The sequence below is a fragment of the Micromonospora pallida genome (assembly GCF_900090325.1).
Taxonomy (GTDB): Bacteria; Actinomycetota; Actinomycetes; order Mycobacteriales; family Micromonosporaceae; genus Micromonospora; species Micromonospora pallida.
Genome location: NZ_FMHW01000002.1, coordinates 6,997,588 through 7,022,998 on the forward strand (window position 1 = coordinate 6,997,588; position 25,411 = coordinate 7,022,998).

General features: G+C 70.9%; 25 protein-coding genes and 1 pseudogene. 13 read left to right on the forward strand and 13 right to left on the reverse strand.

Features of this window, described 5'->3' with window-relative positions; translation table 11 throughout:
* The first annotated feature begins 210 nt into the window (after nucleotides 1-210).
* The 5 genes from GA0074692_RS34345 (at nucleotide 211) to GA0074692_RS30045 (ending at nucleotide 4,480) form a co-directional block, all read left to right on the forward strand.
* The gene (locus tag GA0074692_RS34345; protein WP_141725443.1) at nucleotides 211-1,071 is read left to right on the forward strand and encodes a PT domain-containing protein; all 861 of its coding nucleotides are present in this window, start codon (nucleotides 211-213) and stop codon (nucleotides 1,069-1,071) included.
* Nucleotides 1,072-1,200: 129 nt separating this feature from the next.
* Nucleotides 1,201-1,983, forward strand: a complete 783-nt coding sequence (locus tag GA0074692_RS30030) for a DUF4253 domain-containing protein (protein WP_091654306.1) — start codon at nucleotides 1,201-1,203, stop codon at nucleotides 1,981-1,983.
* A 43-nt stretch (nucleotides 1,984-2,026) separates the two neighbouring features.
* Nucleotides 2,027-2,740: a class I SAM-dependent methyltransferase gene (locus GA0074692_RS30035; protein WP_176738627.1), complete on the forward strand. Its 714-nt coding sequence runs from the start codon at nucleotides 2,027-2,029 to the stop codon at nucleotides 2,738-2,740.
* A 247-nt stretch (nucleotides 2,741-2,987) separates the two neighbouring features.
* Entirely contained in the window at nucleotides 2,988-3,641 is a 654-nt protein-coding gene (locus GA0074692_RS30040; RefSeq protein WP_091650653.1) for a D-Ala-D-Ala carboxypeptidase family metallohydrolase, read from the forward strand.
* 62 nt (nucleotides 3,642-3,703) lie between these two features.
* Nucleotides 3,704-4,480 (forward strand): hypothetical protein, encoded by a 777-nt coding sequence (locus GA0074692_RS30045; protein ID WP_091650656.1) that lies wholly within the window; start codon nucleotides 3,704-3,706, stop codon nucleotides 4,478-4,480.
* Nucleotides 4,481-4,498: 18 nt separating this feature from the next.
* Here the strand turns inward: GA0074692_RS30045 and GA0074692_RS30050 are convergent, their stop codons facing one another.
* Nucleotides 4,499-4,906: a GntR family transcriptional regulator gene (locus GA0074692_RS30050; RefSeq protein ID WP_091650659.1), complete on the reverse strand. Its 408-nt coding sequence runs from the start codon at nucleotides 4,904-4,906 to the stop codon at nucleotides 4,499-4,501.
* A 309-nt stretch (nucleotides 4,907-5,215) separates the two neighbouring features.
* Here GA0074692_RS30050 and GA0074692_RS36285 point away from each other — a divergent pair, with 309 nt between their 5' ends.
* Both GA0074692_RS36285 and GA0074692_RS30060 read left to right on the forward strand, forming a co-directional pair.
* Complete coding sequence (locus GA0074692_RS36285; RefSeq protein WP_245730517.1) at nucleotides 5,216-5,578, forward strand: DivIVA domain-containing protein; 363 nt, start codon at nucleotides 5,216-5,218, stop codon at nucleotides 5,576-5,578.
* The gene (locus tag GA0074692_RS30060) at nucleotides 5,578-5,826 is read left to right on the forward strand and encodes a hypothetical protein (RefSeq protein ID WP_091650666.1); all 249 of its coding nucleotides are present in this window, start codon (nucleotides 5,578-5,580) and stop codon (nucleotides 5,824-5,826) included. Before GA0074692_RS36285 ends, GA0074692_RS30060 begins: the two co-directional genes overlap by 1 nt.
* A 55-nt stretch (nucleotides 5,827-5,881) precedes the next feature.
* On the opposite strand, the gene GA0074692_RS30065 is transcribed toward GA0074692_RS30060, so the two are convergent.
* From GA0074692_RS30065 to GA0074692_RS30085, 5 genes are all read right to left on the reverse strand, one after another.
* Nucleotides 5,882-6,601: a SanA/YdcF family protein gene (locus tag GA0074692_RS30065; RefSeq protein ID WP_091650671.1), complete on the reverse strand. Its 720-nt coding sequence runs from the start codon at nucleotides 6,599-6,601 to the stop codon at nucleotides 5,882-5,884.
* A 106-nt stretch (nucleotides 6,602-6,707) separates the two neighbouring features.
* Complete coding sequence (locus GA0074692_RS30070; protein WP_091650674.1) at nucleotides 6,708-7,439, reverse strand: class I SAM-dependent methyltransferase; 732 nt, start codon at nucleotides 7,437-7,439, stop codon at nucleotides 6,708-6,710.
* 70 nt (nucleotides 7,440-7,509) lie between these two features.
* Nucleotides 7,510-7,872, reverse strand: a complete 363-nt coding sequence (locus GA0074692_RS30075; RefSeq protein ID WP_091650679.1) for a PH domain-containing protein — start codon at nucleotides 7,870-7,872, stop codon at nucleotides 7,510-7,512.
* Nucleotides 7,873-7,912: 40 nt separating this feature from the next.
* Nucleotides 7,913-8,212: a hypothetical protein gene (locus tag GA0074692_RS30080; RefSeq protein ID WP_091650685.1), complete on the reverse strand. Its 300-nt coding sequence runs from the start codon at nucleotides 8,210-8,212 to the stop codon at nucleotides 7,913-7,915.
* A 62-nt stretch (nucleotides 8,213-8,274) separates the two neighbouring features.
* Entirely contained in the window at nucleotides 8,275-8,583 is a 309-nt protein-coding gene (locus GA0074692_RS30085; protein WP_091650688.1) for a 4a-hydroxytetrahydrobiopterin dehydratase, read from the reverse strand.
* Between the two features lie 185 nt (nucleotides 8,584-8,768).
* Here GA0074692_RS30085 and GA0074692_RS30090 point away from each other — a divergent pair, with 185 nt between their 5' ends.
* Nucleotides 8,769-9,230: a (deoxy)nucleoside triphosphate pyrophosphohydrolase gene (locus GA0074692_RS30090; RefSeq protein WP_091650691.1), complete on the forward strand. Its 462-nt coding sequence runs from the start codon at nucleotides 8,769-8,771 to the stop codon at nucleotides 9,228-9,230.
* 78 nt (nucleotides 9,231-9,308) lie between these two features.
* Here the strand turns inward: GA0074692_RS30090 and GA0074692_RS30095 are convergent, their stop codons facing one another.
* The 6 genes and pseudogenes from GA0074692_RS30095 to GA0074692_RS30120 form a co-directional block, all read right to left on the reverse strand.
* Nucleotides 9,309-10,352: a succinate dehydrogenase/fumarate reductase iron-sulfur subunit gene (locus tag GA0074692_RS30095; protein ID WP_091650696.1), complete on the reverse strand. Its 1,044-nt coding sequence runs from the start codon at nucleotides 10,350-10,352 to the stop codon at nucleotides 9,309-9,311.
* Complete coding sequence (locus tag GA0074692_RS30100; protein ID WP_091650699.1) at nucleotides 10,353-12,275, reverse strand: fumarate reductase/succinate dehydrogenase flavoprotein subunit; 1,923 nt, start codon at nucleotides 12,273-12,275, stop codon at nucleotides 10,353-10,355.
* 15 nt (nucleotides 12,276-12,290) lie between these two features.
* On the reverse strand, nucleotides 12,291-13,097 hold the full coding sequence (locus GA0074692_RS30105; RefSeq protein WP_091650702.1) for a hypothetical protein: 807 nt from the start codon (nucleotides 13,095-13,097) through the stop codon (nucleotides 12,291-12,293).
* Nucleotides 13,098-13,383: 286 nt separating this feature from the next.
* Nucleotides 13,384-14,762 (reverse strand): annotated as a pseudogene (locus tag GA0074692_RS30110) (TldD/PmbA family protein).
* Nucleotides 14,759-16,195, reverse strand: a complete 1,437-nt coding sequence (locus tag GA0074692_RS30115) for a TldD/PmbA family protein (RefSeq protein ID WP_091650706.1) — start codon at nucleotides 16,193-16,195, stop codon at nucleotides 14,759-14,761. The pseudogene GA0074692_RS30110 and the gene GA0074692_RS30115 overlap by 4 nt, the downstream one beginning before the upstream one ends.
* 32 nt (nucleotides 16,196-16,227) lie before the next feature.
* Entirely contained in the window at nucleotides 16,228-16,776 is a 549-nt protein-coding gene (locus GA0074692_RS30120; RefSeq protein ID WP_091654311.1) for a Uma2 family endonuclease, read from the reverse strand.
* A 243-nt stretch (nucleotides 16,777-17,019) separates the two neighbouring features.
* Here GA0074692_RS30120 and GA0074692_RS30125 point away from each other — a divergent pair, with 243 nt between their 5' ends.
* The 5 genes from GA0074692_RS30125 (at nucleotide 17,020) to GA0074692_RS30145 (ending at nucleotide 23,001) form a co-directional block, all read left to right on the forward strand.
* Entirely contained in the window at nucleotides 17,020-18,126 is a 1,107-nt protein-coding gene (locus GA0074692_RS30125) for an ABC transporter ATP-binding protein (RefSeq protein ID WP_091650711.1), read from the forward strand.
* Nucleotides 18,123-19,166 (forward strand): ABC transporter ATP-binding protein, encoded by a 1,044-nt coding sequence (locus tag GA0074692_RS30130; protein WP_245730518.1) that lies wholly within the window; start codon nucleotides 18,123-18,125, stop codon nucleotides 19,164-19,166. Before GA0074692_RS30125 ends, GA0074692_RS30130 begins: the two co-directional genes overlap by 4 nt.
* Entirely contained in the window at nucleotides 19,163-20,170 is a 1,008-nt protein-coding gene (locus tag GA0074692_RS30135) for an ABC transporter permease (protein ID WP_091650714.1), read from the forward strand. Before GA0074692_RS30130 ends, GA0074692_RS30135 begins: the two co-directional genes overlap by 4 nt.
* 16 nt (nucleotides 20,171-20,186) lie before the next feature.
* A complete protein-coding gene (locus GA0074692_RS30140; protein WP_091650718.1) occupies nucleotides 20,187-21,173 on the forward strand; it encodes an ABC transporter permease in 987 nt (328 codons plus the stop codon).
* Between the two features lie 91 nt (nucleotides 21,174-21,264).
* Nucleotides 21,265-23,001 (forward strand): ABC transporter substrate-binding protein, encoded by a 1,737-nt coding sequence (locus tag GA0074692_RS30145; RefSeq protein WP_091650721.1) that lies wholly within the window; start codon nucleotides 21,265-21,267, stop codon nucleotides 22,999-23,001.
* A gap of 77 nt (nucleotides 23,002-23,078) precedes the next feature.
* Here the strand turns inward: GA0074692_RS30145 and GA0074692_RS30150 are convergent, their stop codons facing one another.
* Entirely contained in the window at nucleotides 23,079-25,220 is a 2,142-nt protein-coding gene (locus GA0074692_RS30150; RefSeq protein WP_091650724.1) for a S9 family peptidase, read from the reverse strand.
* Nucleotides 25,221-25,411: the final 191 nt, after the last annotated feature.

Sequence of the window (25,411 nt, forward strand, 5' to 3'; positions counted from 1 at the left end):
CCACGCCCTGACTCTGCCAGTGTCCGCACTCGGGGTGATTACGTGGTGCCGGATATGTCCCATCGAACCGAGTAGCTGTCCTGTGAGGTCAGTCACGCTACATTGATCTTGCTGCACTTGATTCACTTTGCCGGATTTTGCGGGCGAAGTGGCGCAGGTCGGGGGCTGTATGGTGTCGCGGTTATCGACGGAGATCCACGGGGGGTTTTCATGACGATCCGCTGGTACGCCGGCTCTGCCGTAGCTGCCACTGTCCTCGCGGCCGGGCTCGCCGCGACACCCGTTGCGGCCGCTCCAGCGCCGAACGAATCTGACGCGGCGAAGCTCGCCGCCGGTTCGGAGAAAGACCCGCAGACGGGAAAGAACCGTAAGTACCTGGTCGGCCAGGGCGAGGACGTGCCCGCCGTGCTCGGCGTGACGAACCTCGGGGACGCGCCGGTCGACGGCCTCGTCGTCCAGGTGCGTGTCCTCAACGACCTCGACATCACCACCAAGTACGAGAACTGCTGGTACGCCGTGGACAGCAACCAGGAGACGGCCTGGTGTGAGTTCGACGCCGAACTGGCGCCGGGTGCCAGCCTGGCCGTGACGGGGGCGGGGGTCTCCACCAAGCCGGACGCCGTGGCCGAGAACATCACGACCATCGTCCACCAGTGGTTCAGCAAGGAGTACGCCGACGCACGGGGCGGCATCCAGGCGCTGGCCGACCAGTGGGCCGGGCAGGGCACCAAGGCGGTCCAGGGCACCGTTGATCCGTTGCCGTTGACCACCCCGTCCGGCGAGCTCGGGGGAATCGGGGGTCCGATCGGCTTCGTCGGCGTCGGGCTCGTCCCGCCGCCCACCGGCGAGCCGACCGCGACGCCGACTCCGTCGGCCACGCCGAGCGCCATGCCCACCGGCGAGCCGACCGCCGCTCCCTCCGCCAGCCCGGGTACCGGCGGCGAGGGCGGCGGGCTGCCCGTAACCGGTGCGGGGACCGCGACCGTGGCGGTTGTGGGCGGCGTGCTCCTGGTCCTCGGCAGTGTCGGCTACCTGGTCGCGCGCCGACGCCGGACCCGCTTCGTGGCGTAGCTCCACTCGAAGCGCTTCCGGGTCGACGAGACGTCGGCCCGGAAGCGCTTCGTCATTGTGGCCCCGCTGCCTGTCCGCTCCGAGATCCGATCCGCACACCCTGTCGTACGGGTCGTCTACCGTCCCGCCATGATCACTGACCTGCCTCGGCTGGTGGACGCCCTGCCGGCGGGGATGCTGCCGCCGGGTCGCCTCGTCACGCCGGAGGACGGCGGGCCGCCGCCGTACTGGTTGAGTGACGCTCCGGTCGAGCCGGCGCTCTGGGCGCGGCTGCGGTCCCAGCACCCCGAGAGTGGGCTGTGGCCGCTGGTGCTGAGCGGGTTGTCCCTCGAGGAGAACCGACCATGGGTGGACGGTGAGGTGCGGCCAGCGCGGATGTCGTCGCCGGACCGCCACGACCCGGCGGAACTGCTGGCCGGCTGGTGGGACCGTGGGCAGTCCGACGACGACGATCCGGAGGCCGCCGAGGCCACCGCGCCGTTCGGTGTTGACTGGCCCGGCCCGGCCGAGTCCGGCGAGCCGGCCGGCCCGGCCGAGGAGTTCGCCGACGAGTACGTGGACTTCCTGGCGGACGGGAAGGCGCGGCTCGGACTGGTGCCGGCGGCCCGAGGCGCGGACGCGCTGGTGGTGACCGGCTGGACCGGCCCGACAAACTTCACCAACGACTCTGGGAAGATCGCGGCGGTCGTGCGGAGCTGGGAGGAACGCTTCGGCGCGCGGGTGGTCGGCCTCGGGTTCGACACCCTCCACCTCAGCGTCGCCGCCCCACCCACCTCACCCGAGCATGCGCTGTGGGTCGCCGCCGAGCACTTCGCCTGCTGCCCGGACAACATCTGGCAGGGCAGCGGGACGCTGACCGCCTACGCCGAGCAGATCCTCGGCGTGCACTCCTGGTCGTTCTGGTGGGACTGACCGCGCCACCGGGTGGCCGTCGTACCAGTGGGAAGCTGGCATCGTGACCGACTTCCTGGCTGCCACCCGGGCCGGCTACGACGCCATCGCCGCCGACTACGCCGAACACTTCAGGCCGGAACTGGCCGACATGCCGTTGGACCGGGGCATGTTTGCGGCCTTCGCCGAGATGGTCCGGGCCGCCGGTGGCGGGCCGGTCGCCGACGTGGGCTGCGGCCCCGGGCAGTTGACCGCGCACCTGCGCACGCTGGGGTTGGACGCCTTCGGTGTCGACCTGTCGGCGGGGATGGTGGCGGTGGCCCGGCGAACGTACCCGGAGCTGAGCTTCCAGCTCGGGTCGATGCTGGCGCTGCCGCTGGCGGACGGTGTCCTGGGCGGCCTGGTGGCGAACTACTCGATCATCCACATCCCACCGGACATGCTGCCGACGGTCTTCGCCGAGTTCCGCCGGGTGCTGGCCCCCGCTGGTCACCTGCTGGTCGCCTTCCAGGTGGGCACGGACATCCTGCACTTGAGCAGTGCCTTCGGTAAGGACATCGCGCTGGACTTCCGTCGGCTGGAACCGGACCGGGTCGCCGAGCTGCTGGAGCAGGCCGACCTGCCGGTCCGGGCCCGCCTGCTGCGTGAGCCCCGGACCAACGAACGCAGCCGCCAGGCCCTTCTGCTGGCCCGCAGTCGGTGCACCGACGCGCAGGCCGGGTCGCCGGGGACTGACCGACAGCCGTCGCCATTCCGTACGCGGCGCAACCGGCGGTAAGGATCACACACCGCTCGTCACCAGTTCGTCAAAATGACGCCAACTGCCGATAGTGTGATCGGTATTGGTGGGATCCGGATGACCGCGCCACCGTGGAATCGCGTCGGCACGGAACCCGAAAAGTGAGGCCGCTTCCACTCTCGTCCCGGAAACGCAGCCCCGGGAATGAGAGACATTCGCGTGTGGCGAGCTTTCGTGGATTCGCGGGCCGACGGGAGAGATCTGTCGCCGCACCACGGGAGTTGGCATGACCACGAGATGCTTCACCTGGACCCGTACCCTCAGCCGGGGGGCCACCGGAAACGACGTTAGACAGCTTCAGATCCGTATCGCCGGTTGGGTCGCCTACGGCGAGACCCTTGTCATCGACGGCGTCTTCGGCCCGAAAACCGGGGCCGCCGTCAAGCGCTTCAAGGCCGGTTACGACCTGGCGGACACGTCGGAGACCGCCGGGCCGGCGACCTTCAACCTGATCTACTCCATCCAGGACGACGACTGCACACCGCGCCACTTCGCGTACTCGGAATTCGACGGCGGATGCGGTCAGGCCGGCTTCTCCGGTGGTGCGGTCGGTGCCACCACTGTGCGGGAGAACCTCCTGCTGGCCATGTGGCAACTGGAGGCCCTGCGGCACAAGCTCGGCGACCGCCCGATCGTCATCTCGTCGGGGTTCCGCAGCCTCTCCTGCAACAGCAGCGTCGGGGGAGCGTCCGGCAGCCTGCACACGTACGGCAAGGCCGCCGACCTCAGCACGTCGAGCGGGCCGAGCCTCTGCGAGATGTGGCGGATGGCCCGCTACTGCGGCTTCAAGGAGATCCTCGGGCCGGGCTACCCCGACCACAACGACCACGTCCACGTCGGCAACAAGTCCACCCAGTTCTGGCGCGCACCGAACTGCTGACCGGACTGCATCGATCGCCGACGGCATGAGTCGCCGATTGCCACGGTTCCTACGATGAGGCGGTGACGAGGGTTGCCCGACCAATCTGGCTGACGCTGCGGCAGATCCTGCTGCTGATCGCGACCGTGGTGACGTGTGTGGTTCTGAGCGGCCTGGCCGGGATGCTCTTCAGCCACCAGCGGATCTGGGCGCAGGTTGTCAGTGTGCTCCTCTTTCTTCCGGCTGTCGCCACCTCGATGGGAGTGTGGATGTGGCGCGAGGACGAGGCCGACGCCGGAGGGAAGTGGCTCTTTCCGCTGTCGGTCTGTCTGCTCGCCATCGTGATCCCCGTGATCTACGGTCTGCCGACCCTGTACCAGGACCGCTACGGCGAGGTTGTGGTCGCGGTTGTCACGGAGGATCTCGGTGGCACGGCCGAGCCGGGTTCCAGCCAGAGGATCCGGGTGAGCGAGGTGACCACCGGCGGGGACCTGGGGTTGCTGACGCTGACCGATGAGCGGGATGTGCGGGTCGGTGACGAGGTGCGGGTCCTCGCCGATCCGCGCGACTGGGTCCGGTCGTCCGACCCGGAGCGACGCAATCCGGGGCTGTGGACAGCGGCATACACGTCCGGCTTCAGCGGCCTCGCTGGCCTGGTCGTCCTGACGTCGCTGCGGGCAGGACGCGACATCCGGCGCTGGTCGAACGCGGCGCGGCACCCAGCGACCGGGTCAGAAGACCGTCCGCCGCGACCGGCCCGGGACAGGCGTAGGGACGAGACCGATGGGATTCCGGAGGACGACGACTTCGTGGACGACGGGGGTGATTCGGGCGACGGCCACGGCGGCGGTGGTGACTGATCCCTGAGTTCCGGTGGACTACGGACGGATCAGCTCGGTCTGGTCGCCGGGTAGGACCCGCACGTCACCCTCAGGACCCCGGATCTCGATTACGGGTACGCCCTCGTCCAGATCCATCTCGCGCCGCTCGCGGTTCGACGGCATACGAGCGACTGCCGAGCTGCCGGGCGTCAGCTCGACGTGTTCGCGCTGTGGTGCTTCCCGCACCCAGGTGCCGCGACCCCGGCTCGTCCTGAGCAGGCCCTCGGACCGCAGGAGCGCCACGGCCATGCGGACGCTTTCCCTGCCGATCTCGTGCTCCTGGCTGAGTTGCAGCTCGCTCGGGAGCGTAGCGCCCGGAGCGAACTCCCCGGATTCGATCTTCTCGCGCAGCAGGTCTGCGAGCTGGATGTAGATCGGCGTGTGCGAGCGGGGATCGATCCTCATACCCCTGAAGCCTCATCGCCTTATGGGCACGTCGGAACGCGCCCCTGTCTGGACCACAAACATGCCCCTGTCCCACAGGGGTTGTGCGGATGTCCGGATGTTTGTAGTCTCGCAATCACGGCTCGTGTTCGGGCGAGAACGGCTGATCGCAGCTCACAATCAGCCCGTCGAACTGCTGGTCGGCCCTGGTGTCGTACTGCTGATTGGAGCTGCGGCGGCAGGGCGGGGTGGTCCGCCCGTGCGCGGCGGGCGGGTGGGCCACCCCTTCCAGGTCCCGGTGACGGAGAGCGACAGAGAGGCGGAGCGGGCATGGGGTTCTTCTCCCGGCGGGCCGGTGACAACCAGCGGCCGACCGGCGGCAGTCACCGACGTGGCGGTGGCGACCTGGGCGCGGCGCGCCCGGCCGAGCCGGGGGCCGTCTACCGGTCCCGGGCGTACGATCCGCTGCGCCCCTGGCAGGTCCGGCGACGGCGGTTCCGCAGTGTCGGCCCGCTCCGGCGCGGGCTGGATCCGGCCGACGTGCAGGAGTTCCTCGGCCGGGTCGCCGACGACCTGACCGCTCTCTACGACAGCCTGGACCAGAGCCGGGAGGAGACCGGCCGGGTCAAGGATGCGCTGCGCCGCTGGCAGTCCGAGTACGCGCCCCGGGTCAACGAGCGGGCGTACCGCTGATGTCCGAGCGTTTCGTGATCCACCTGCCCGTGCAGGCGCGGGACCTGGCCGGCGCGGTCCGTCTCGCCCGGGTCGTGGCCCGGTGGGCGAGCATCCTGCCGTACGCCGACCCCGAGGAGGCCACCGTGTCGTACGAGGACGAGCAGGGCGTCCACCATCGGGTCTTCTGCGACACCCGGCTGCCCGGCGGGCGGTGCCTGCTCCGGGCCGACCACGACGGTCCCTGCACCCGTCGACTGCCCCGATAGCCTCAGCGCGGCTGAGTCGGGAACGGCCAAGGGGGCGCCGGCCCGGCGAGCGCCGTCAGCCGGCGTGCAGCGCCTCTTCGACGCCGGTCTCGCGGCGGCCGAGGTGGACCGGGTCACGGCCGGACAGGACGTCCAGTGCGGCCTTCACACCGGCCCCGTACTCGCGGACGGAGCTGACCCGCCACGTCGTGCGGTACGCGCGGGCCGTCTCGTCCCCGACGCCGTTCGCGTCGACGCCGAGTTGCCGGCAGACGGTCACCGCGCGCTCAAGGTGGAAGGACTGCGTCACGACGGTCGCCCGGTCCACCCCGAAGATCCGCTTGGCCCGGGCGCACGAGTCGTAGGTGTCGAAGCCGGCGTGGTCCCGTACCACCTTGTCGGCCGGTACGCCGCGCTCGACCAGCCAGCGGTGCATCGCGCCGGGCTCGTCGTACTCCGGGTTCATGTTGTCGCCGGAGACCAGGATCGCGCCGACCCTGCCGGTGCTGAACAGTTGGCGGGCGACCTCCAGGCGGGCGGCGAGGAACGGTGCCGGCGTTCCGTCCGGCTGGACCCGGGTGCCCAGCACCAGGGCCACCGGTGCCTCGGGCACGGTCTCGGCGGTGAAGATGCGCCCCTCGGCACCTCGCCGGATCCAGTTCGCGCTGGTCACCGTGCCGGCCGTCAGGAGCACCACGCCGGCGACGGCGACGCCGACCGCGAGACGGAGCCAGCGGGGGACCGCCCCGACCGTCGTACGCCAGATCCCGGCCACCCTGCCCCACCGTCCCCGCATGCGGTCGAGTATCCCAGGGCCGGGCGACAGGTGATCTTCATGTGGGTGGCGGCACTACGGCGGCCGGAGCGCCGTCGTGGTGCCGCCATGGTGCTGCCGCTCGTGACTACGGCTTGCGGTAGACGGAGATGTGCGAACGGCTGTCCGGGGCGAAGGGCGTACGGTGCCAGTCGGCGTACCGCTCGGCGAGCCGGAGGCCGGCCTGCGCCGCGAGTTCGTCGATCTGCTGCGGCCACAGGTAGCGCATCGCGAACGGATGCAGGTGGACGCCCGTACTGTCGAACCGGATGGTCTGCCGGACGAACGTCTGGGCAGCCCGGTCGTACTGGTGCAGCCGGATGGTGGCCGAGTCCTCGGTCACCTCCCGCATCTGGACCTGTTCGTCCCGATCGAAGCCGGCCGGGTCCGGCACGAACGTCTCGATGACGAACGCGCCACCCGGCGCGAGAGTCCGGGCCACGTTACGGAAGCAGTCCGCCTGCCGCTCGGCACGCACCAGGTTGAACAGCGTGTTGAACACCAGGTACGCCAGCCGGTACGGGCCGGTGACCGGCACGTCCGCCATGTCCCCGATGGCGACCGGGATGCCGTCGCCCCCGGGCTTGGCGCGTAGCTTCGCCACCATCTCCGGTGACGCCTCGACGCCCTCGACGGGGATTCCCCGTCCGGCGAGCGGCAGGGCGACCCGGCCGGTGCCGATGGCGAGTTCGAGGACCGGGCCACCGTCGGCCAGGTCGGCGAGGAAGTCGACGGCCGGGGCCGGCTCCGGGTTGCCGGGGCCGTCGTAGTCGTCGGCGCAGAGCCGGCCGAACAGTCCGGGATCGTCGAAGATCGACACCAGCGAGCTCCCTTCGCTCCACGTCCCGCCAGCCAACCGGCACCGGCGCCACCCCGGCAAGCCATTTAGCTCAGCTGATGTAGTGCAGGATCACGTTGTGCACGTGGTGGGCCTTGTCCGAGCCCCGGAACTCGACCTCGTACGTGTGCGTGCCGACGTGCACGGCGATCGCCCCGGTGGAGAAGAACTGACCACCCCAGGACTTGTTGCTGACCACGCTGACGCTGGTGACCTTCGAGTACGGGATGCTGGTGATCGCGTACTTCTTGCCGACGAAGGAGCGGTCCTGGATGATCACGCGCCGGTCGGTGAGGCCGATGAAGCCGGTGCCGGTGCCGATGGCGTCGTAGACGGCGATGATCTGCTCACCCTGGAGCAGGCCGCTGGCAATCTGGTTGTACTGCTCTTTCCGGTCGTACGTCGCGTTCGCCATGATTCCCACGGTAGGCGGGGCGTGCCAGCGCCCCTGACGGTCAGTCGTCGGCCGGCGGGGGTGGAGTCGTCCGGGCGAGACGTCGACGCCGCCACAGGTTGACGCCGGAGCTCACGGCCAGCAGGACGGCGACCGTCCCCTTCCAGGCGCGCTCGAACGGGGGTCGGTTCTCGCCGAGGGCAGCGTCCCCGGCCAGCATCAGCCAGATCACGACCAGCAGCCAGAAGTACGGGCGGGACGTGTCGTGGGCGATGGGGACCCGCTCCCGTCCGGCCGCCAGCAGGGTGGAGGCGGCGCCCGCCACGAGCAGCAGGGGTACGACGACGTCCAGCACGCGCATCGGACGAGTATGGCCGCTGTCCATGGTGGATGAATTCGGAGGGAGGGCTGCGCCGGGGGAGCTCAGGAGGCGGTGACCGCGCGGTACGCGTCCTCGATCCGCGCGGCCAGCAGGACCTCGCCCTCGCCGAGCGGTTCGTCGTCGCCGTGCCCGACCCGGATCAGGGTACGGTCGGCCGAGCGGCTGATCTCGGGGCGCAGGCGCAGCGCGTCCGCGACGACCTTGACCCGTTCGGTCAGCGCCGCGTGCTGGGATTCGTCGATCACGAGGGTGCGCCGGATCTGCTCCCCCTCGCGGGTCCATCCGGAGAGCAGGGCGAGTGCGTCGCTCAGGTAGTCGCGCTTGGTTCGGCTGCGGAACAGCGCGCGCATTACCGCACCTCCCAGGCGTCGTTGTCGGCTCGTGGCCAAATCGCCGCCATTCTGTTGCCCTGTTGGTGCTCCCTAGTCTGTCGTCGCGTGGGGGGTGTGTCCACGCCCACACTTCCCTCTCTTACTGGCCTAGCGGGTCGGTGACGCTACCCAAACCGCCGATTGATCTGGCACGCTGGTCAGCCGTGCGAACCGAACGGGTTAGTGGTGACGGGCAGGCCGAACGTCGGGACGTCAGGGTGGTCGTCGGCGCGGCCATCGTCGCTGGCGGCCGGGTGCTGGCCTGTGCCCGGTCCGCCCCGCCGGAGGTCGCCGGCCGGTGGGAGTTCCCCGGCGGGAAGGTCGAGCCGGGGGAGAGCGAGACCGCCGCGCTGGTCCGCGAGTGCGCCGAGGAGCTCGCCGTACGCGTCGAGATCGGTGACCGGGTCGGCCGGGACGTACGGATGGCGCACGGCCGTTCGGTGCTCAGGGTGTACGCGGCCCGGCTCGTCGGCGGCGACCAGCCGCAGGCGCTGGAGCACGCCGCGCTGCGCTGGCTCTCGGCCGACGAACTCGACACGGTCGAGTGGCTTCCCGCGGACGTGCCCATCGTCGCCGCTCTCCGTCCCCTCCTCGGTGCCCCCCGGTCCCCAGGCCCGGGCGACTGACCTAACCGTTTCGCCCCAGAACGGCGGGGGGCCGTGCGGCACGCGCCGCACGACCCCCGTTGTCGTTTCTGGTGTCGCTCAGTGCTTCTTCTCGTCCTGCTTCGGGTGCGCGTAGTTCAGGTGCTCGGCCGGGATCGGGAAGGTCACGTCGTCACCGAACGGCGACGGCGCGGCGGCCCGGTCGAAGGTGAGCTCGCTCAGCGGCAGGCGACCCCGCGTGTCCACGGCCGGTGCGGTCGGGTGCGGCACCTCGCGGTTCCAGTTGACACCGCGCTGCGCCTGCGCCTCGGCACCCGGGTCGTGCGAGCCGCCCGCGTGCGAGTGCAGGCCGTGGTGCACCCCGATCTGCGGGGCTCCCACCGGCTCGTTCTGACCCCGACGAAGAATCTTGCTACCAAGCCACACGAGGGGATCATACTTGCGGTCGACCACCCGTTCCTTCATCGGGATGATCCCGTTGTCGGTGATCTTGATGTGCTCGGGGCAGACCTCGGTGCAGCACTTGGTGATGTTGCAGAAGCCGAGGCCCTGCTCCGCCTGCGCGTACTCCTTGCGGTCGGTCCTGCTGTCGAGCGGGTGCATGTCCAGCTCGGCCGCCCGGATGAAGTAGCGCGGCCCGGCGAAGGCGTGCTTGTTCTCCTCGTGGTCCCGGATCACGTGGCAGGTGTTCTGGCACAGGAAGCACTCGATGCACTTCCGGAACTCCTGCGACCGCTCCACGTCGACCTGCTGCATCCGGTACTCGCCCGGGGCCAGGTCCTCCGGAGGGTCGAAGGCCGGGGTCTCCAGCGCCTTCTCGTAGTTGAACGAGACGTCGGTGACCAGGTCCCGGATGATCGGGAAGGTCCGCAGCGGGGTCACCGTGACGGTCGCGTTCTCGTCGAAGGTCGACATCCGGGTCATGCAGCCCAGCCGCGGCATGCCGTTGATCTCCATGGAGCAGGACCCGCACTTGCCGGCCTTGCAGTTCCACCGGCAGGCCAGGTCCGGCGCGTCGGTGGCCTGGAGGCGGTGGATGATGTCGAGGACGACCTCGCCCTCGTTCACCTCGACGGTGTAGTCCTGCAGGTCGCCGCCGTTCTCGTCGCCCCGCCAGATCCGGAATTGGCGCTTCGTGCCCACTTACTTCGCCTCCTCGGCGTGCGCGTCGGCGACGAGGGCGTCGAAGTCGGCCAGCTCCTCGTCGGTCAGGTACTTGGCCAGCTCCGCCCGGTCGAAGAGGCTGATCAGCTCGGCCCGCATCTTCGGCAGCGGCTTGTGCTCCAGGCGGACGGCGTCGCCGTCCAGCGAGCAGACCAGGTTCACCCGGCGCCACGTCGGGTCCATCTTCGGGAAGTCCTCCCGGGTGTGCCCGCCGCGCGACTCCTGCCGCTCCAGGGCGGCCTTCGCGGTGCACTCCGAGACGACCAGCATGTTGCGCAGGTCCAGGGCCAGGTGCCAGCCCGGGTTGTAGCGCCGGCCGCCGGCCGCGCTGACCTTCGCCACCCGCTCGCGCAGCTCGGCCAGGCGGACCAGCGCGTCGGCCAGCTCGCCCTCGCGCCGGATGATGCCGACCAGGTCGCCCATCACCGCCTGGAGGTCCTGCTGCAACGTGTACGGGTTCTCGCCGGTGTCCCGCTGGAGCGGGGCGAGGGCGGTCTCCACCGCCGCCTCCACCGTCGCCACCGACACCTTCGGCCGGGAGGTGAGCTGCTCGGCGTAGGTGGCCGCGTGCCCACCGGCCCGCTTGCCGAAGACCAGCAGGTCGGACAGGGAGTTGCCGCCCAGCCGGTTCGAGCCGTGCATGCCGCCGGAGACCTCACCCGCGGCGAAGAGCCCCTGCACGCTGCCGTACGCGGCCCCGCTGTCCGGATCGACCTCGACGCCACCCATCACGTAGTGACAGGTCGGCCCGACCTCCATCGGCTCCTTGGTGATGTCGACGTCGGCCAGCTCCTTGAACTGGTGGTACATCGACGGGAGGCGACGACGGATCTCGTCGGCCGGCAGCCGGGAGGCGATGTCCAGGTAGACGCCGCCGGCCGGGGTGCCCCGACCGGCCTTGACCTCGCTGTTGATCGCCCGGGCCACCTCGTCGCGGGGGAGCAGCTCCGGGGGACGCCGGTTGTTGTCCGGGTCCTTGTACCAGCGGTCCGCCTCGGCCTCGTTGTCCGCGTACTGCTTGCGGAACACGTCCGGCACGTAGTCGAACATGAACCGCTTGCCCTCGGAGTTCTTCAGGACGCCACCGTCACCCCGGACCGACTCGGTGACCAGGATGCCCTTCACCGAGGGCGGCCAGACCATGCCGGTCGGGTGGAACTGGAGGAACTCCATGTTGATCAGCGTCGCCCCGGTGCGCAGCGCCAGCGCGTGCCCGTCCCCGGTGTACTCCCAGGAGTTCGAGGTGACCTTGTAGGACCGCCCGACGCCGCCGGTGGCGAGCACCACGGCCGGGGCCTCGAAGAGGACGAACTCGCCGGACTCCCGGTAGTAGCCGAAGGCCCCGGCGACCCGGTCGCCGTCCAGCAGCAGCTCGGTGATCGTGGTCTCCGCGAAGACCTTGATCCGCGCGTCGTAGCTGCCGAACTCCTTCTTGTCGTCCTGCTGAAGGGAGACGATCTTCTGCTGGAGGGTGCGGATCAGCTCCAGGCCGGTCCGGTCACCGACGTGCGCCAGCCGGGGGTACTCGTGCCCGCCGAAGTTCCGCTGCGAGATCTTGCCGTCCTTGGTGCGGTCGAAGAGCGCACCGTAGGTCTCCAGCTCCCAGATCCGCTGCGGCGACTCCTTGGCGTGCAGCTCGGCCATCCGGAAGTTGTTCAGGAACTTGCCGCCGCGCATGGTGTCGCGGAAGTGCACCTGCCAGTTGTCCCGGCTGTTCACGTTGCCCATGGCGGCGGCGGCGCCGCCCTCGGCCATGACCGTGTGTGCCTTGCCGAAGAGCGACTTCGAGATGATCGCGGTCTTCTTGCCGGCCAGCCGGGCCTCGATCGCCGCCCGCAGGCCGGCGCCGCCGGCCCCGATCACGACGACGTCGTAGTGGTGTCGTTCGATTCGCGTAGTCATCTGTGTCCGGGCCCTTTAGTTGATGAACCGCAGGTCGTTGAACCAGCCGGCGGCCAGCGCCATGATGTAGAAGTCGGTCAGCGCCAGGGTGCCGAGGGTGATCCAGGCGAGCTGCATGTGGCGGACGTTCAGCCACGAGATGCCCGTCCAGGCGCGGTAGCGGAACGGGTGCTTGGAGAAGTGCTTCAACCGGCCGCCCATGATGTGCCGGCAGGAGTGGCAGGAGAGCGTGTACGCCCACAGCATGATCACGTTGACCAGCAGGATCACGTTGCCGAGCCCGAAGCCGAAGCCCTTCGGCGAGTGGAAGGCGAGGATCGCGTCCCAGGTGTTGATCAGGGAGATGATCGCGGCGGCGTAGAAGGCGTACCGGTGCAGGTTCTGCCCGAGCAGCGGGAAGCGGGTCTCGCCGGAGTAGGTCTTGTGACCGTCCGGCACCGCGCAGGCCGGCGGCGACAGCCAGTACGACCGGTAGTACGCCTTGCGGTAGTAGTAGCAGGTCAACCGGAACAGCAGCAGGAACGGCAGGGTCATCGCGGCGTCCGGGATGATCCACCAGCCGGGCAGGAACTGCCCGAAGTGCGACGCCTCCTCGATGCACCGGTCGGTCACACACGGCGAGTAGTACGGGGTCAGGTAGTGGTAGTCCTCGACCCAGTACCACTTGTGCATGAAGACCCGGACCGTCGAGTACGTGACCCACGCGGTGAGGCCGACGACCGTGATCAGCGGCGCCAACCACCAGCGGTCGGTACGCAACGTCTTCGCCGCGATGGCGGCGCGCGCTCGCGCACCCCGCGGCCTCGTTGCCGTTGAAGTCATTCCAGTTGTCTCCCTGACGGGGCCCTCGCGGGCACGGATCGGTTCCGGCCGGGCACGCGGGCCGGCGCACCGCCCCCGCAGCCACGTCCCCTGCGCACACCCACAACCACGCCGGGGCGTACCGACGCAGCTAAGTGACACACGTTACGCCGCTCGGTGCGAGCCGTTCGCGCAGGGAGTGTCGCTCGTACGCGACCGGTTTGAAAGCTGTGGCGCACCGATCGACGGCGGATGTTAAGAACCTCACGCCCGGTACGTACCGAACCCGCTCGGACAGCCTGCCAGCTCAGCCCGACGCGCCACCCGTGAAGTTCCACTCCGCCAGCCGGACGGGTGGCGTGCTCCACCAGACGCCCTCCGCCATGTCCGGCTGCCGGACCGCCGTGCAGCCCAGGCCGAGCACCGCGCCGGGAGCCAGGGCCCTCGGGTACGCCTGGGTGAAGCGGAAGTCCCGGACCGCCCGGGTGGGCACACCGTCCTCGATCAGCCAGACCCCGTTGCGGGTCAGCCCGGTCACCGTGAGCGCCTTCGGGTCGAGCACCCGGGTGTAGAAGAGGTCGCTCACCAGCAGTCCACGGCGTACTCCGGCGACCAGCGCGGCGGTGTCCAGGTCGAGCAGCGGCCCGGCCGCCGCGCCGCCGGTCGGGGCCGGCCCCGAGCCGGGGACCAGCCGGACGTTGAGCGGGAACGGGCCGAACGTCGTCGAACCCGGCCCGCTGTGCCCGGTCGACGCGCCGCCGACCGCCACCGCGGCGCGCCGGTCGAGCGCCACCGCCCGGGTCGTGCCCCCGGTGACCAGTGGCAGCGCCCCCGGGCCGTGCCCTCGGTGTCGAACGGCAGGCCGGAACCGGCGAGCGGGTCGTCGACCAGCGTCACCGCCGGGTCGAACTGCGCCGCGCCCAGCTCGGCGAAGGACTTGCGTTCGGCGTGCATCTTGCCGTTGAACCCGTACCAGGCCAGGTTCATCAGGACATCGGCCATGGCGGCCGGCTCGAAGACCACCTCGTAACGGCCCGGCGGCAACTCGACCGGGTCGACAGCCGCGCGGGCCTTCGCCGCCGCCCGGCCACCCAGGACCGCGCCGTCCAGGTCGGCCAGCCGGTCGACGGCGAGCCGGGCCACCCCGTCCGCCCCGCCGGCCCGGGCGACGCCGTCCATCGCGGCCTCCGCCGTCCGGCCCTCGGCGCTGTGCCCGGCGCTGTTGGCGAACGCGGCGACCCGGTGCGCGGTCCGGCAGTAGCCGGCCGTCTCCAGCCCACCGGCCGCGTCCACGAAGGCGCGGACCCGGTCGGCCCGCTCGTCCGGGTCCGCGTACGCGGTGGCCTCGTCGTAGACCGGACCGGTCGGCACCGGGGCGGCGACGGCCAGCCCCGGCCAGCCCGGGTCGGGTGGACAGAGCCGGGCGGCGACCATCGTGCCCTCGACCAGTTCCCGCAGGGCCGCCGGATCGGTCAGGCTGCCACCGCCGGTGGCCGTCCGGCCGTCCACGTGCATCCGCAGCCGCACCGCGACGCTCGAGTCGGCGACGTTCTGGTGGATGAAGGAGTTGGCGAACCGGGTCAGCGCGAGCTCCGTACGGGTCACCGTCACCTCGGCCTGGGCGGCTGGCCCAGCGAGCTGCCGGACCAGCTCCACCACCCGCCCGGCGATCTCCAGCTCGCTCATGCGGTAACTCCTACCCGGACGTTGCGGAAGCGGGCCGGGGCGGCCGGGTGGCCGGTGTGTCCGACCTGGACCGGCTGGCCCTTGCCGCAGTTCGGCGTCCCCCAGGGCACGATCTCGGCGGAGAGCATGTCCATCGAGCGCCAGAAGAGCGGCCCGATCCCGGTGTACGTCGGGTTGCGCAGCATCCGGCCGCGCCGACCGTTCTTGATCTCCCAGCCGATCTCGCAGCCGAACTGGAAGTTGAGCCGCTTGTCGTCGATCGACCAGGAGCGGTTGATGTCCATCAGCACCCCGTCGTCGGTGGCGGCGATGATCTCCTCCAGGGTGTGCGGCCCCGGCTCGAGGCCGACGTTGGTCATCCGCACCATCGGCAGCCGGGCCCAGCCGTCGGCGCGGACGCTGCCGCCGTAGTCCAGGCCGGCGACGGCCGCCGAGTCCCGGCCGGCGAGCACGCCGACCCAGCGTCCCTCGCGGACCGCGTCCCGGGCGACCGCCGGGGAGCCCTCGTCATCGAAGCCGAAGCTGCCGAGCGCGCCCGGGATGGTCGGGTCGATGGTGACGTTCATCAGCTCCGAGCCGTACCGCAGCGAGCCGAGCTGGGCGAGGTCCAGCCAGGAGGTGCCGGCCAGGGCGGCCTCCCAGCCGAGGATCCGGTCCAGTTCGATCGCGTGCCCGACCGACTCGTGGATCTGCAACGCGAGCTGCTCGCCGCCGAGGATCAGGTCGGTCTCGCCGGCCGGGCAGAGCGGCGCGGTGAGCAGGGCCCGGGACTCCTCGGCGATCCGGGCCGCGTTGTCGGTGAGGTCGAGCGAGTCGACCAGCTCCCAGCCGGTGGTGCCGTACTGGCCCCGGTAGCTCGGCCAGGACCGGCGCTGGGTCTCGCCGTCGCCGATCGAGGTGGCCGAGATGCCCGCGCCGCACTCCCGGATGTGCTGGTCGATCCGATGGCCCTCGCTGGAGACGAACCACTTGGTGGTGTCCCAGATCTGGTAGAGCCCCTCGGCCAGGTCGGCGCCGTGCTCGGTCATCGTCGTGGTCGCCCGGACCAGCAGGTCGCCCTTGTCGCTCAGCGGTACGCCGAGCGGGTCGACCGCGCAGGGGGAGGCCCAGGAGGCGGTGGTGGGGGTGGACGTCATCAGCTCGATCGGCGGGCCGGGGACCCGCGCGCTCGCGGCGGCGATCCGCGCGGCGCGCTGGCCGGCGTCGCGGGCCGCGGCGTCCGACAGATCGGGTACGGCGTAGAAGCCCCAACTCGACCCGACCAGGGCGCGTACCCCCAGCCCGAGGTCGGAGTCCCGGGTCAGCTCCTCGATCTCGCCGTTGCGGGCCGCCATCGACTCGTAGCGGCGGTGCATCACCCGGACGTCGGCGTACCGGGCGCCGGCGTCGAGCGCGGCCTGCACGGCGGCGGTCGCCGCGTCGAACTCGGTCATGGACCGAACCCTAGGCGAGCCCACCGACATTGTCAGTCGAGCAACCGCTCCGGCCGAATGGTGACGTGCACCGGCTCCGTCAGCTCCAGCACGTCGCCTCGGCGGGCCGTCGACTCCTCGACGTAGTGTCCGTTCTTCTCGCGGTAGAGGTGCAGGCTGCCGGTGTCCTGCTCGACCAGGAGATACCAGGGGATGCGGGCCTCGGCGTAGTAGTGCATCTTGAGCACCCGGTCGGTCGCCGCGTTGCCCGGCGAGACGATCTCGCAGATCAGTTGGACGTCGGCCGCGTCGACGTTCACCTCGTCGAGGTCGATGGGGCTGGTGATCACGAGATCGGGGATCGGGATGCGATCCTGCCTGAGCCGTACGTTCACCGCCTCCAACAACTCCAGCCCGACCGCCTCGGCGGCCGGTTCGAGGACGTTGCCGAGCCTGCGGGCGATGCGCTGGTGGCGGGGCGTGGGGGCTGGGGTCACGTGGAGGCTCCCGTCGAAGAGTTCGACGCGTTGCTGCGTCTCTCCGAGGGCGAGGTACTCCTCCTCCGTCCACGGTCCGTCGTGATCGAACAGCGCTGCGGTCATGGTCGTCACCTCCACCTCGGGGCGCGGGAAGTCTCGCGTGGCGGCCCGCCCCATCGTCGCACCCTCGGTGCGACCTGCGGCCCTTTCCGGCAGCGTCCGGGTGCGGCCTCGGGCGCAGGCAGTGAACGTGGTGATGCCGACTCGTTACGGGGCCGACGGCTGACAGAACGACTGCTTGTAGCTTATTTTCGCCCTCTGGGATTTGCTGCAAGTTCTCTTCGTCAACCAGAGGGGCGGTCGGTCGTGAGCAGACCTGAGCCGGTGCCGGCCAAACAGCCGGACGACCGCCGTGACGCGCCTCGGCAGCGTACCGGGGACGGACCGTACCTGCGGGTGACCGACCTGCGGGTGCGCTTCGACACCGAGGACGGCGTGGTACGGGCGGTGGACGGCGTGTCGTTCGCGGTGGAGCGCGGTCGGACGCTGGGCATCGTGGGGGAGTCGGGGTCGGGCAAGAGCGTGACGTCCCTGGCGGTCCTGGGCCTGCACGACTCGCGCCGGACCACGGTGTCCGGGGAGATCCTGGTCGGGGGCCGGCAGGTGGTGGGGCTGCCCGAGGAGGAGGTCCGCCGGCTGCGTGGCCGGGACGTGGCGATGATCTTCCAGGACCCGCTGTCGGCGCTGCACCCGTTCTACCCGGTCGGCCGTCAGATCGCGGAGGCGTACCGGGTCCACCATCCGGAGGCGCGCCGCCGCGCGGCGTGGACGCGGGCGGTGGAGATGCTGGACCGGGTCGGGATCCCGCAGCCGGGACGGCGGGCCGAGCAGTACCCGCACGAGTTCTCTGGCGGCATGCGGCAGCGGGCCATGATCGCGATGGCGCTGGTGAACGACCCGCAGCTGCTGATCGCCGACGAGCCGACCACGGCCCTGGACGTGACGGTGCAGGCGCAGATCCTGGACCTGTTGGCCGACCTCCAGCAGGAGTTCGGCTCGGCGATCGTGTTGATCACCCACGATCTCGGGGTGGTCAGTCAGGTGGCGGACGAGGTGTTGGTGATGTACGGGGGCCGGGCGGTGGAGCACGGCAGCGTGGCGGAGGTGCTGCGGTCGCCCGCACACCCGTACACCTGGGGGTTGCTCGGCAGCGTGCCGTCCCTGCGCGGGGACGCGGACGCCGAGCTGCGGCCGATCGCCGGCAACCCGCCGAGCCTGATCGACCTGCCGTCGGGGTGTGCCTTCCACCCCCGCTGCCGCTGGGCGGACCGGACCGACGGCCGGTCCCGGACGGAGGTGCCGGAACTGGTGCCGGTGGGCGCTTCGGGGCACCGGGTGGCCTGCCACCTGACCACGGACGAGCGGGCGCGGATCTGGGCCGACGAGGCCGAGCGGGTCGGGGTGGCGCGGTGAGCGCCCCGGTGGCCGGCTCCCCGGATCCGCTGCTGAGCGTCACCGGGCTGACCAAGCACTTCCCGGTCCGGGAGGGACTGCGCCGGTCGGGCGTGGTGCGGGCGGTCGACGGGGTGGACTTCACCGTCGACGCGGGGGAGACCCTGGGCCTGGTGGGCGAGTCCGGCTGCGGCAAGACCACCACCGGCCGGATGCTCGTACGCCTGATGGAGCCGACCGCGGGGTCGATCAGCTTCGCGGGGCGGAACATCACCCGGGCGGGTGGTCGGGAACTACAGAAGCTGCGGCAGGACCTCCAGATCATCTTCCAGGACCCGTACGCGTCGCTGAACCCCCGGCACACGGTGGGGCGGATCGTGGCGATGCCGCTGGAGGTCAACGGGATCAAGCCGCCCGGTGGCGTACGCAACCGGGTGCGGGAACTGCTGGAACTGGTCGGGTTGAACCCGGAGCACTACAACCGGTACCCGCACGAGTTCTCCGGCGGCCAGCGGCAGCGTATCGGCATCGCCCGCGCGCTGGCCCTGGAGCCCAAGCTGATCGTGGCCGACGAGCCGGTCTCGGCCCTGGACGTCTCCATCCAGGCGCAGGTGGTCAACCTGCTGCGCGGGCTGCAACGCGACCTGGGGCTGGCGTTCGTGTTCATCGCCCACGACCTGGCGGTGGTGCGGCACTTCAGCCAGCGGGTCGCGGTGATGTACCTGGGCACGATCGTGGAGATCGGCGACCGGGACGACCTCTACCAGCGTCCGCAGCACCCGTACACGCGGGCGCTGCTGTCGGCGGTGCCGGACGTGACCGGCCAGGGGGTCGGTGGGCGGATCCGGCTGGCCGGGGACGTGCCCACGCCGCTGGATCCGCCGTCGGGCTGCCGGTTCCGGACCCGCTGCTGGAAGGCGACCGACCGGTGCGCGACGGAGACTCCCGCCCTCGTGCCGAGGGAGGGCGGCCGGCAGGCCACCGCCTGCCACCACCCCGAGACCGGGCCGCTGGCGTCGAGCGGCGACGCGGTGGCCGTACCGAATGAGGTGTCGCGATGAGCCTGTCCCCGGTGGAGGGTGAGGTCCGGGCGGAGATCGACCCGGCCGTCGACGGCGGCGGTGCCGCGAAGCGCGAGGTCGTCGGCCGGTCACCCGGACAGCTCGCCTGGGCCCGGCTGCGCCGGGACCGGACGGCGGTGGTCAGCGGCGCCGTGCTGCTGGTGCTGGTGGTGGTCGCGCTCGCCGCGCCGCTGATCTCGAAGCTGTACGGGGTCGGCCCGAACGAGCAGTTCCAGGAACTGCTGGACGGCAACGGCATGCCGCTCGGCTACGTCGGCGGGGTCAGTGGCGACCACTGGTTCGGGCTGGAGCCCGGCCTCGGCCGGGACATCTTCATCCGGATGGTGTACGGGCTGCGCACCTCGCTCTTCATCGCGTTCGCCGCCGCCGTGGTGACCACGACGATCGGTGTGATCACCGGTATCCTCGCCGGCTACCTGGGCGGCATGGTCGACACCGTGATCAGCTGGATCACCGACGTGGCGCTGGCCCTGCCGTTCCTGATCTTCGCGTTGGCCGTGGTGCCGACCGCGGCGCTGCGCTTCTACGGGCCGCGCGAGGAGGTGCCGGCCTGGTTCCAGGTCGCCGTGCTGATCAGCGTCTTCGCCGCGTTCAGCTGGACCAGCACCGCCCGGCTGGTCCGGGGCCAGGTGATCTCGCTGCGCGAACGGGAGTTCGTGGAGGCGGCCCGGGCCAGCGGTGCGGGGCTGGGGCACATGGTGTTCCGGCAACTCCTGCCGAACCTCTGGGCGCCGATCCTGGTGGCGTTCTCCCTCGCCGTGCCGCAGTACATCACCGGCGAGGCGGCGCTGTCGTTCCTCGGCATCGGGATCCTCGAACCCACCGCCGACTTCGGCCGGATGATCTTCCAGAGCATCCCGTACCTCCAGACCGACCCGGCCTACGTCTTCTTCCCGGGCATCACGATCTTCGCGCTGGTGCTCGCGTTCAACCTGTTCGGCGACTCGCTGCGCGACGCGCTCGACCCGAAGTCGTCCCGGTGAGGGGGCCCGAATCTCCATGACGCGATTTCTGGTTCGTCGGCTGCTCAGTGCCGTGATCACCCTCTTCGCGGTGAGCGTGCTGAGCTTCCTGATGTTCTTCGCGCTGCCCCGGGACCCGGTCAGCGGCATGTGCCCGAAGAACTGCAACGCCGAGCGGCTCGAACGGGTCCGCGACGAGTTGGGCCTGAACGACCCGCTGGTGCAGCAGTACGCGAACTACATGAAGGGCATCGTCACCGGGCGGGACCTGGGCAGTGCCCAGGGCGGCCGGTGCGACGCCCCCTGCCTCGGCTGGTCGTACGTGAACAACGAGGCGGTCACCGACACGCTGGTCCGGGTGCTGCCGGTGACGCTGAGCATCGTCTTCCCGGCGGCGATCCTCTGGCTGCTGGTCGGGGTGGGGCTGGGCATGGTCTCCGCGCTGCGCCGCGGCACCTGGCTGGACAAGGCGGCGATCGGCTTCTCGCTGACCGGGGCGTCGTTGCAGCTCTACTTCGTCGGCGCGGTGCTGCTGCTGATCTTCACCTACTCGCTGCGGATAACCCCGGTGCCCGGGTACACGTCGATATTCGAGAACCCGCTGAAGTGGGCGAGCGGGTTGGTGCTGGCCTGGGTCTCACTGGCGTTCCTGTTCTCCGCCATCTACGCCCGGCTGTCCCGGGCCCAGATGCTGGAGACGCTGTCGGAGGACTTCGTCCGCACCGCGCGGGCCAAGGGGCTGCCCAAACGCACCGTGTACGGGCGGCACGCGCTGCGCGCGGCGATCACCCCGGTGGTGACCATCGCCGGGCTGGACGTGGGCAGCGCGCTCGGTGGCACGGTGATCACCGAGACGACCTTCGGTATCCAGGGGCTCGGACGGACCGCCGTCGACGCCGTCCGCTCCGGGGACCTGCCCACCATCATGGCCACGGTGCTGATCTCGGCGGTCTTCATCGTGCTGGCCAACGTCATCGTCGACCTGCTCTACGCGGCCATCGACCCCCGGGTGCGGTTGCGATAACGCATCGACCGCGTTCCACCCGTGGAGAAGTATCCACCGGTTCTGTTACACCACTCGTAGTTTTCTTACAGGCAGGGGAGGAGGGCGCGAGATGCGCCTGAAGAGGGCAGCCGCCGCTGGCGGAGCGCTCGCACTGCTCGCGGTCATGGGCGCGTGCAGCGAGAACAAGGGCACCGGACCCTCGGTCGACGAGGACCGGGTGCAGAGTGGCTCGATCGCCACCGACCCGAAGGAGTCGATGGGCCCGGCGCCCGAGGTGCCGGGCGCGGCGAAGGGCGGGACCTTCCGGGTGATCCGGGAGGTCAAGATCTCGCACCTGGACCCGCAGCGGGTCTACTCGTTCGCCGGGCTGATGAACGCGCAGCTCTACAGCCGCTTCCTGACCACGTTCAAGGACGACGGCTCGGGCAAGGTCACCCTGGTCGGCGACCTGGCAACCACCCCCGGCAAGGACGTGAACTCCGACTGCAAGGTGTGGGAGTTCACGATCAAGGACGGGGTGAAGTTCGAGGACGGCAGCCCGATCACCTCGAAGGAGATCGCGTACGGCATCGCCCGTTCCTTCGACCCCGACCTGACCGGCGGCCCGACGTACCTGCAGGAGTGGCTCGCCGACACCCCGCAGTACGACACCAAGTGGGACTTCAAGGCCAACAAGACCTCCCTGCCGCCCGGCCTGACCACCCCGGACGCGAAGACGCTGCGCTTCGAGTTCGCCAAGCCGCACTGCGACCTGCCGTTCGCCGCCTCGCTGCCGTACACCGCGCCGCTCAAGGCGGACAAGGACACCGGGGTCAACCTGGACAACCAGCCCTTCTCCTCGGGCCCGTACAAGATCACCAAGAACACCTCCGGTGTCGAGCTGGTGATGGAGCGCAACGAGCACTGGGACGCGAACACCGACCCGGTGCGGCACGCGTACCCGGACCGGATCGTCTGGAACTTCGGCCCGGACCCGGAGGCGGGCGCCAACCGGGTGATCGCCGACAACGGCGACGACCAGACCGCGCTGGGCTGGAACGGTGTCCCCTCCGCGTTGGTCGCCCGGGTCGCCGGGGACGCCGCGCTGAAGCCGCGCAGCGTGCAGGGGCCGACCCCGAGCCTCTGGCGACTGACCATCAACACCAGCCGGGTCACCGACCTGGCCGTCCGGCAGGCCCTCAACTACGCCATCGACCGGGACGGCTTCATCAAGGCGTACGGCGGTGAGGCCTCCGCCCGCGCGGTGACCAGCCTGCTGCCGCCGTCGACGATCGGTTACCAGAAGCACGACGTCTACCCGGCCGGGCCGAGCGGCAACGTGGACAAGGCCAAGGAACTGCTCGCCGGCAAGACCCCGGAACTGGTGCTCGGCATCAGCGACGACTCCACCGAACTGGCCACCCAGCTCAAGGGCAACCTGGAGAAGGCCGGCTTCAAGATCACGGTGAAGACCATCCCGACCGACGCCAAGCTCGACGAGGTCGGCAAGAAGGGCAACCCCTGGGACATCTGGATCGACCAGTGGGCGGCGGACTGGCCCAGCGGCGCGGCGATCCTGCCGGTGCTCTTCGACGGCCGCAGCATCAAGGCCGAGAGCAACAGCAACACGTCGTACGTCAACAACGACGCGATCAACGCCGAGTTCGACCGGGTGCTCGCGATGCCCGTCGCCGAGCAGGGCGCGGAGTGGGCCAAGCTCGACGAGCGGATCATGAAGGAACTGGCCCCGGCCGTGCCGCTGTTCGTGGAGAACGGCTACTACCTGCACGGATCCAAGGTCGGCGGAATCTTCATCTCCAGCATCTTCGGTTACCCGTCCATGGTGAACGTGCACGTGAAGCAGTGACCGAACGACCCCGGGTGCGGCCGGGGTGGTAGCAGGGGTCCCCTGTTCGCGCTTCTTGCCGAGCAGGGGACCCCTGCTCACAGGTGGGTACGGAGGAAGTCCAGCTCCAGCCGGAGCAGCTGCTCGGCCGTACCGCCCGCCGCCATGTGGGTCGCCCCGGTCAACGGCAGCACCGCGTGCGGGCGCCCGGTGGCCAGCAGCGCCGCCGACAGGCGCAGCGTGTGCGCGGCCACCACGTTGTCGTCGGCCAACCCGTGCACCAGCAGCAACGGACGCACGTCGTCCGCGCGGACCGGCCGCTCGGCGGCCAGCTCGACCAGGTTGTGGTGGCTGTAGACGTCCGTGGCCTCGTCCGGCTGGCCCAGGTACCGCTCGGCGTACGCGGTGTCGTACAGCGCCCAGTCCGACACCGGCGCCCCGGCGATCCCGCAGCGGAACCGCTCCGGGTGGCGCAGCACCGCCAGCGCCGCCAGCCACCCCCCGAACGACCAGCCGCGCACCGCGACCCGCCCCAGGTCGAGATCGGGGTGCTTGCCGGCCAGCGCGGTCAGCGCGTCGAGCTGGTCGGCGAGGACCACGTCGGCCACCCGCCGGTGGATCACCTTCTCGAACGAGGGCGCGACGCCCGGCGTACCCCGGTTGTCGACGGTTACCACCGCGAAGCCCGCGTCGGCCCACCACTGCCGTTCCAGCCAGGCCGCCCGCGCGGTCACCACCTCCTGGTGCCCCGGGCCGCCGTAGACGTCCAGCAGCACCGGCAGCCGCCGGCCGGCGACGTGGCTGGCCGGATAGAGCACAGCGGCGGGCAACTGCCGGTCGGTCACCCGTTCCAGCGCCGGCCGGGGCGCGTATGGCGGGGTGGCCGCGTACGAACGCAGCGTGGCGACCTCCTCGTCGCCCCGGCGCACCGTCCAGCGCACCCCGGCGTGGTCCAGTGAGGCGTACCCGACCACCAGCACGTCCCCGCCGACGGCGGCGGTGTGCCAGCCGTCGTCCTGGGTCAGCCGACGGGCGTCCACCCCGCCGCCGATCACCGTGCGGACCCGGAACAGGTGCCGCTGGCTCGGCTCCCCGTCGCTTGCCTCCACCAGCAGGTCGGCCGGGCCGCCGCCGGCCGCGAGCCGGCCCACCACCCGGCGTACGTAGAGGGAGGGCGGGGTGAGCAGGGTGCCGTCGGCGAAGAGACAGCGGGCGTCGTACCCGTCGTGGGCCAGTTCGCCACCGACCAGCACCCGGCCGTCCGGCAGGTGTGCCGGGGTGCCCGGAATCGGGTCCACCCAGCGCGGGTCGGCCAGCTCGGCGTGCACCTGGGTCTCCCCGGTACGCGGGTCCACCGCCAGCACCAGGCCGTGCTGCTGCGACCGCCGCAACACGGTGATCAACGGTCCGCCGTCGACCCAGTCGACGGAGGCCAGGTACGGGTAGGTCTCCCGGTCCCAGTGCACGTCCACCCAGCCGCCGTCGAGGTCGAGCAGGTGCAGGCTCACCTCCGCGTTCAGACCCCCCGCCACCGGGTACGCGACGCTGCTCGGCGGGCTCGTCGGGTCGGCCGGATCGTGCAGGTACCAGCGGGGCAGCCGGGACTCGTCGACCCGGGCGGCCAGGACCGACCGGCCGTCCGGGGCCCACCAGTAGCCCCGGAACCGGTGGAACTCCTCGGCGGCGATGTGTTCGGCCAGTCCCCAGGTCACCCCGGAGTCCTCGCCGGCCAGCATGGTGTCCGACCCGTCCGGCCCGAGGATCCGTAGCTCGCCCCGGCGCGTGGCGGCCCCGGCGTCGGTCACGTACGCCAGCCGCTGCCCGGTCGGGTCCGGTCGCGGGTCGATCGCCGGCCCGGCGGTGGCCACCTCGACCACGTCGCCGTGCACCAGGTCGGCCCGGAACAGCCGGCCGGCGAGGGTGAAGACGGCCACCCGGGCGGCCGGGTCGGTCGCGTACGAGCCGATGCCCCCGGCGCTGAGCCGCAGCCGTTCGCGCAGCGCCCGCTCCGCCGCCGGCAGCTCACCGGCCTGCCCGCCGTCGCCGAGCAGTATGGCCGGGTCGGCCACCAGACGCTCGTCACCGGTGGCGACGTCGAGCAGCCAGAGCGCGTCGGCCGGGTCCTGCGGACCGCCCGAGCGCAGGAAGACCACCCGCGATCCGTCGTCGGCCACGGTCACGGCGCGCGGCGCCCCGTGGCTGAACCGGCGGGTACGAGCGGCCAGCTCCGGATAGTCCACATGGCAGATCGTAGAGGCGTACCGGGGCTGATGTGGCCGACCTGCGCTGTTCGCGTCGGAACCCGGCGTGCGGGCCGGCCGGGATGCGTCGAGACCGACGCTGAGCCTGCTGGGTTGGGCGTCGGAACCGACGCTGGGCCTGCCTGCGGGCCTGCTGGTATGCGTCGGAACCGGCGCGGGCCGCCGCGACG

What these genes read in the sequence shown, in the direction of transcription:
- GA0074692_RS30140 (WP_091650718.1), top strand. Translation starts at nt 20,187, where the DNA reads ATGACGCGATTTCTGGTTCGTCGGCTGCTCAGTGCCGTGATCACCCTC.
- GA0074692_RS34345 (WP_141725443.1), top strand. Translation starts at nt 211, where the DNA reads ATGACGATCCGCTGGTACGCCGGCTCTGCCGTAGCTGCCACTGTCCTC.
- GA0074692_RS30030 (WP_091654306.1), top strand. Translation starts at nt 1,201, where the DNA reads ATGATCACTGACCTGCCTCGGCTGGTGGACGCCCTGCCGGCGGGGATG.
- GA0074692_RS30065 (WP_091650671.1), bottom strand. Translation starts at nt 6,601, where the DNA reads ATGCGGGGACGGTGGGGCAGGGTGGCCGGGATCTGGCGTACGACGGTC.
- GA0074692_RS30120 (WP_091654311.1), bottom strand. Translation starts at nt 16,776, where the DNA reads ATGACCGCAGCGCTGTTCGATCACGACGGACCGTGGACGGAGGAGGAG.
- GA0074692_RS30080 (WP_091650685.1), bottom strand. Translation starts at nt 8,212, where the DNA reads ATGCGCGTGCTGGACGTCGTCGTACCCCTGCTGCTCGTGGCGGGCGCC.
- GA0074692_RS30115 (WP_091650706.1), bottom strand. Translation starts at nt 16,195, where the DNA reads ATGACCGAGTTCGACGCGGCGACCGCCGCCGTGCAGGCCGCGCTCGAC.
- GA0074692_RS30105 (WP_091650702.1), bottom strand. Translation starts at nt 13,097, where the DNA reads ATGACTTCAACGGCAACGAGGCCGCGGGGTGCGCGAGCGCGCGCCGCC.
- GA0074692_RS30085 (WP_091650688.1), bottom strand. Translation starts at nt 8,583, where the DNA reads ATGCGCGCGCTGTTCCGCAGCCGAACCAAGCGCGACTACCTGAGCGAC.
- GA0074692_RS30040 (WP_091650653.1), top strand. Translation starts at nt 2,988, where the DNA reads ATGACCACGAGATGCTTCACCTGGACCCGTACCCTCAGCCGGGGGGCC.
- GA0074692_RS30050 (WP_091650659.1), bottom strand. Translation starts at nt 4,906, where the DNA reads ATGAGGATCGATCCCCGCTCGCACACGCCGATCTACATCCAGCTCGCA.
- GA0074692_RS36285 (WP_245730517.1), top strand. Translation starts at nt 5,216, where the DNA reads ATGGGGTTCTTCTCCCGGCGGGCCGGTGACAACCAGCGGCCGACCGGC.
- GA0074692_RS30060 (WP_091650666.1), top strand. Translation starts at nt 5,578, where the DNA reads ATGTCCGAGCGTTTCGTGATCCACCTGCCCGTGCAGGCGCGGGACCTG.
- GA0074692_RS30075 (WP_091650679.1), bottom strand. Translation starts at nt 7,872, where the DNA reads ATGGCGAACGCGACGTACGACCGGAAAGAGCAGTACAACCAGATTGCC.
- GA0074692_RS30135 (WP_091650714.1), top strand. Translation starts at nt 19,163, where the DNA reads ATGAGCCTGTCCCCGGTGGAGGGTGAGGTCCGGGCGGAGATCGACCCG.
- GA0074692_RS30145 (WP_091650721.1), top strand. Translation starts at nt 21,265, where the DNA reads ATGCGCCTGAAGAGGGCAGCCGCCGCTGGCGGAGCGCTCGCACTGCTC.
- GA0074692_RS30100 (WP_091650699.1), bottom strand. Translation starts at nt 12,275, where the DNA reads ATGACTACGCGAATCGAACGACACCACTACGACGTCGTCGTGATCGGG.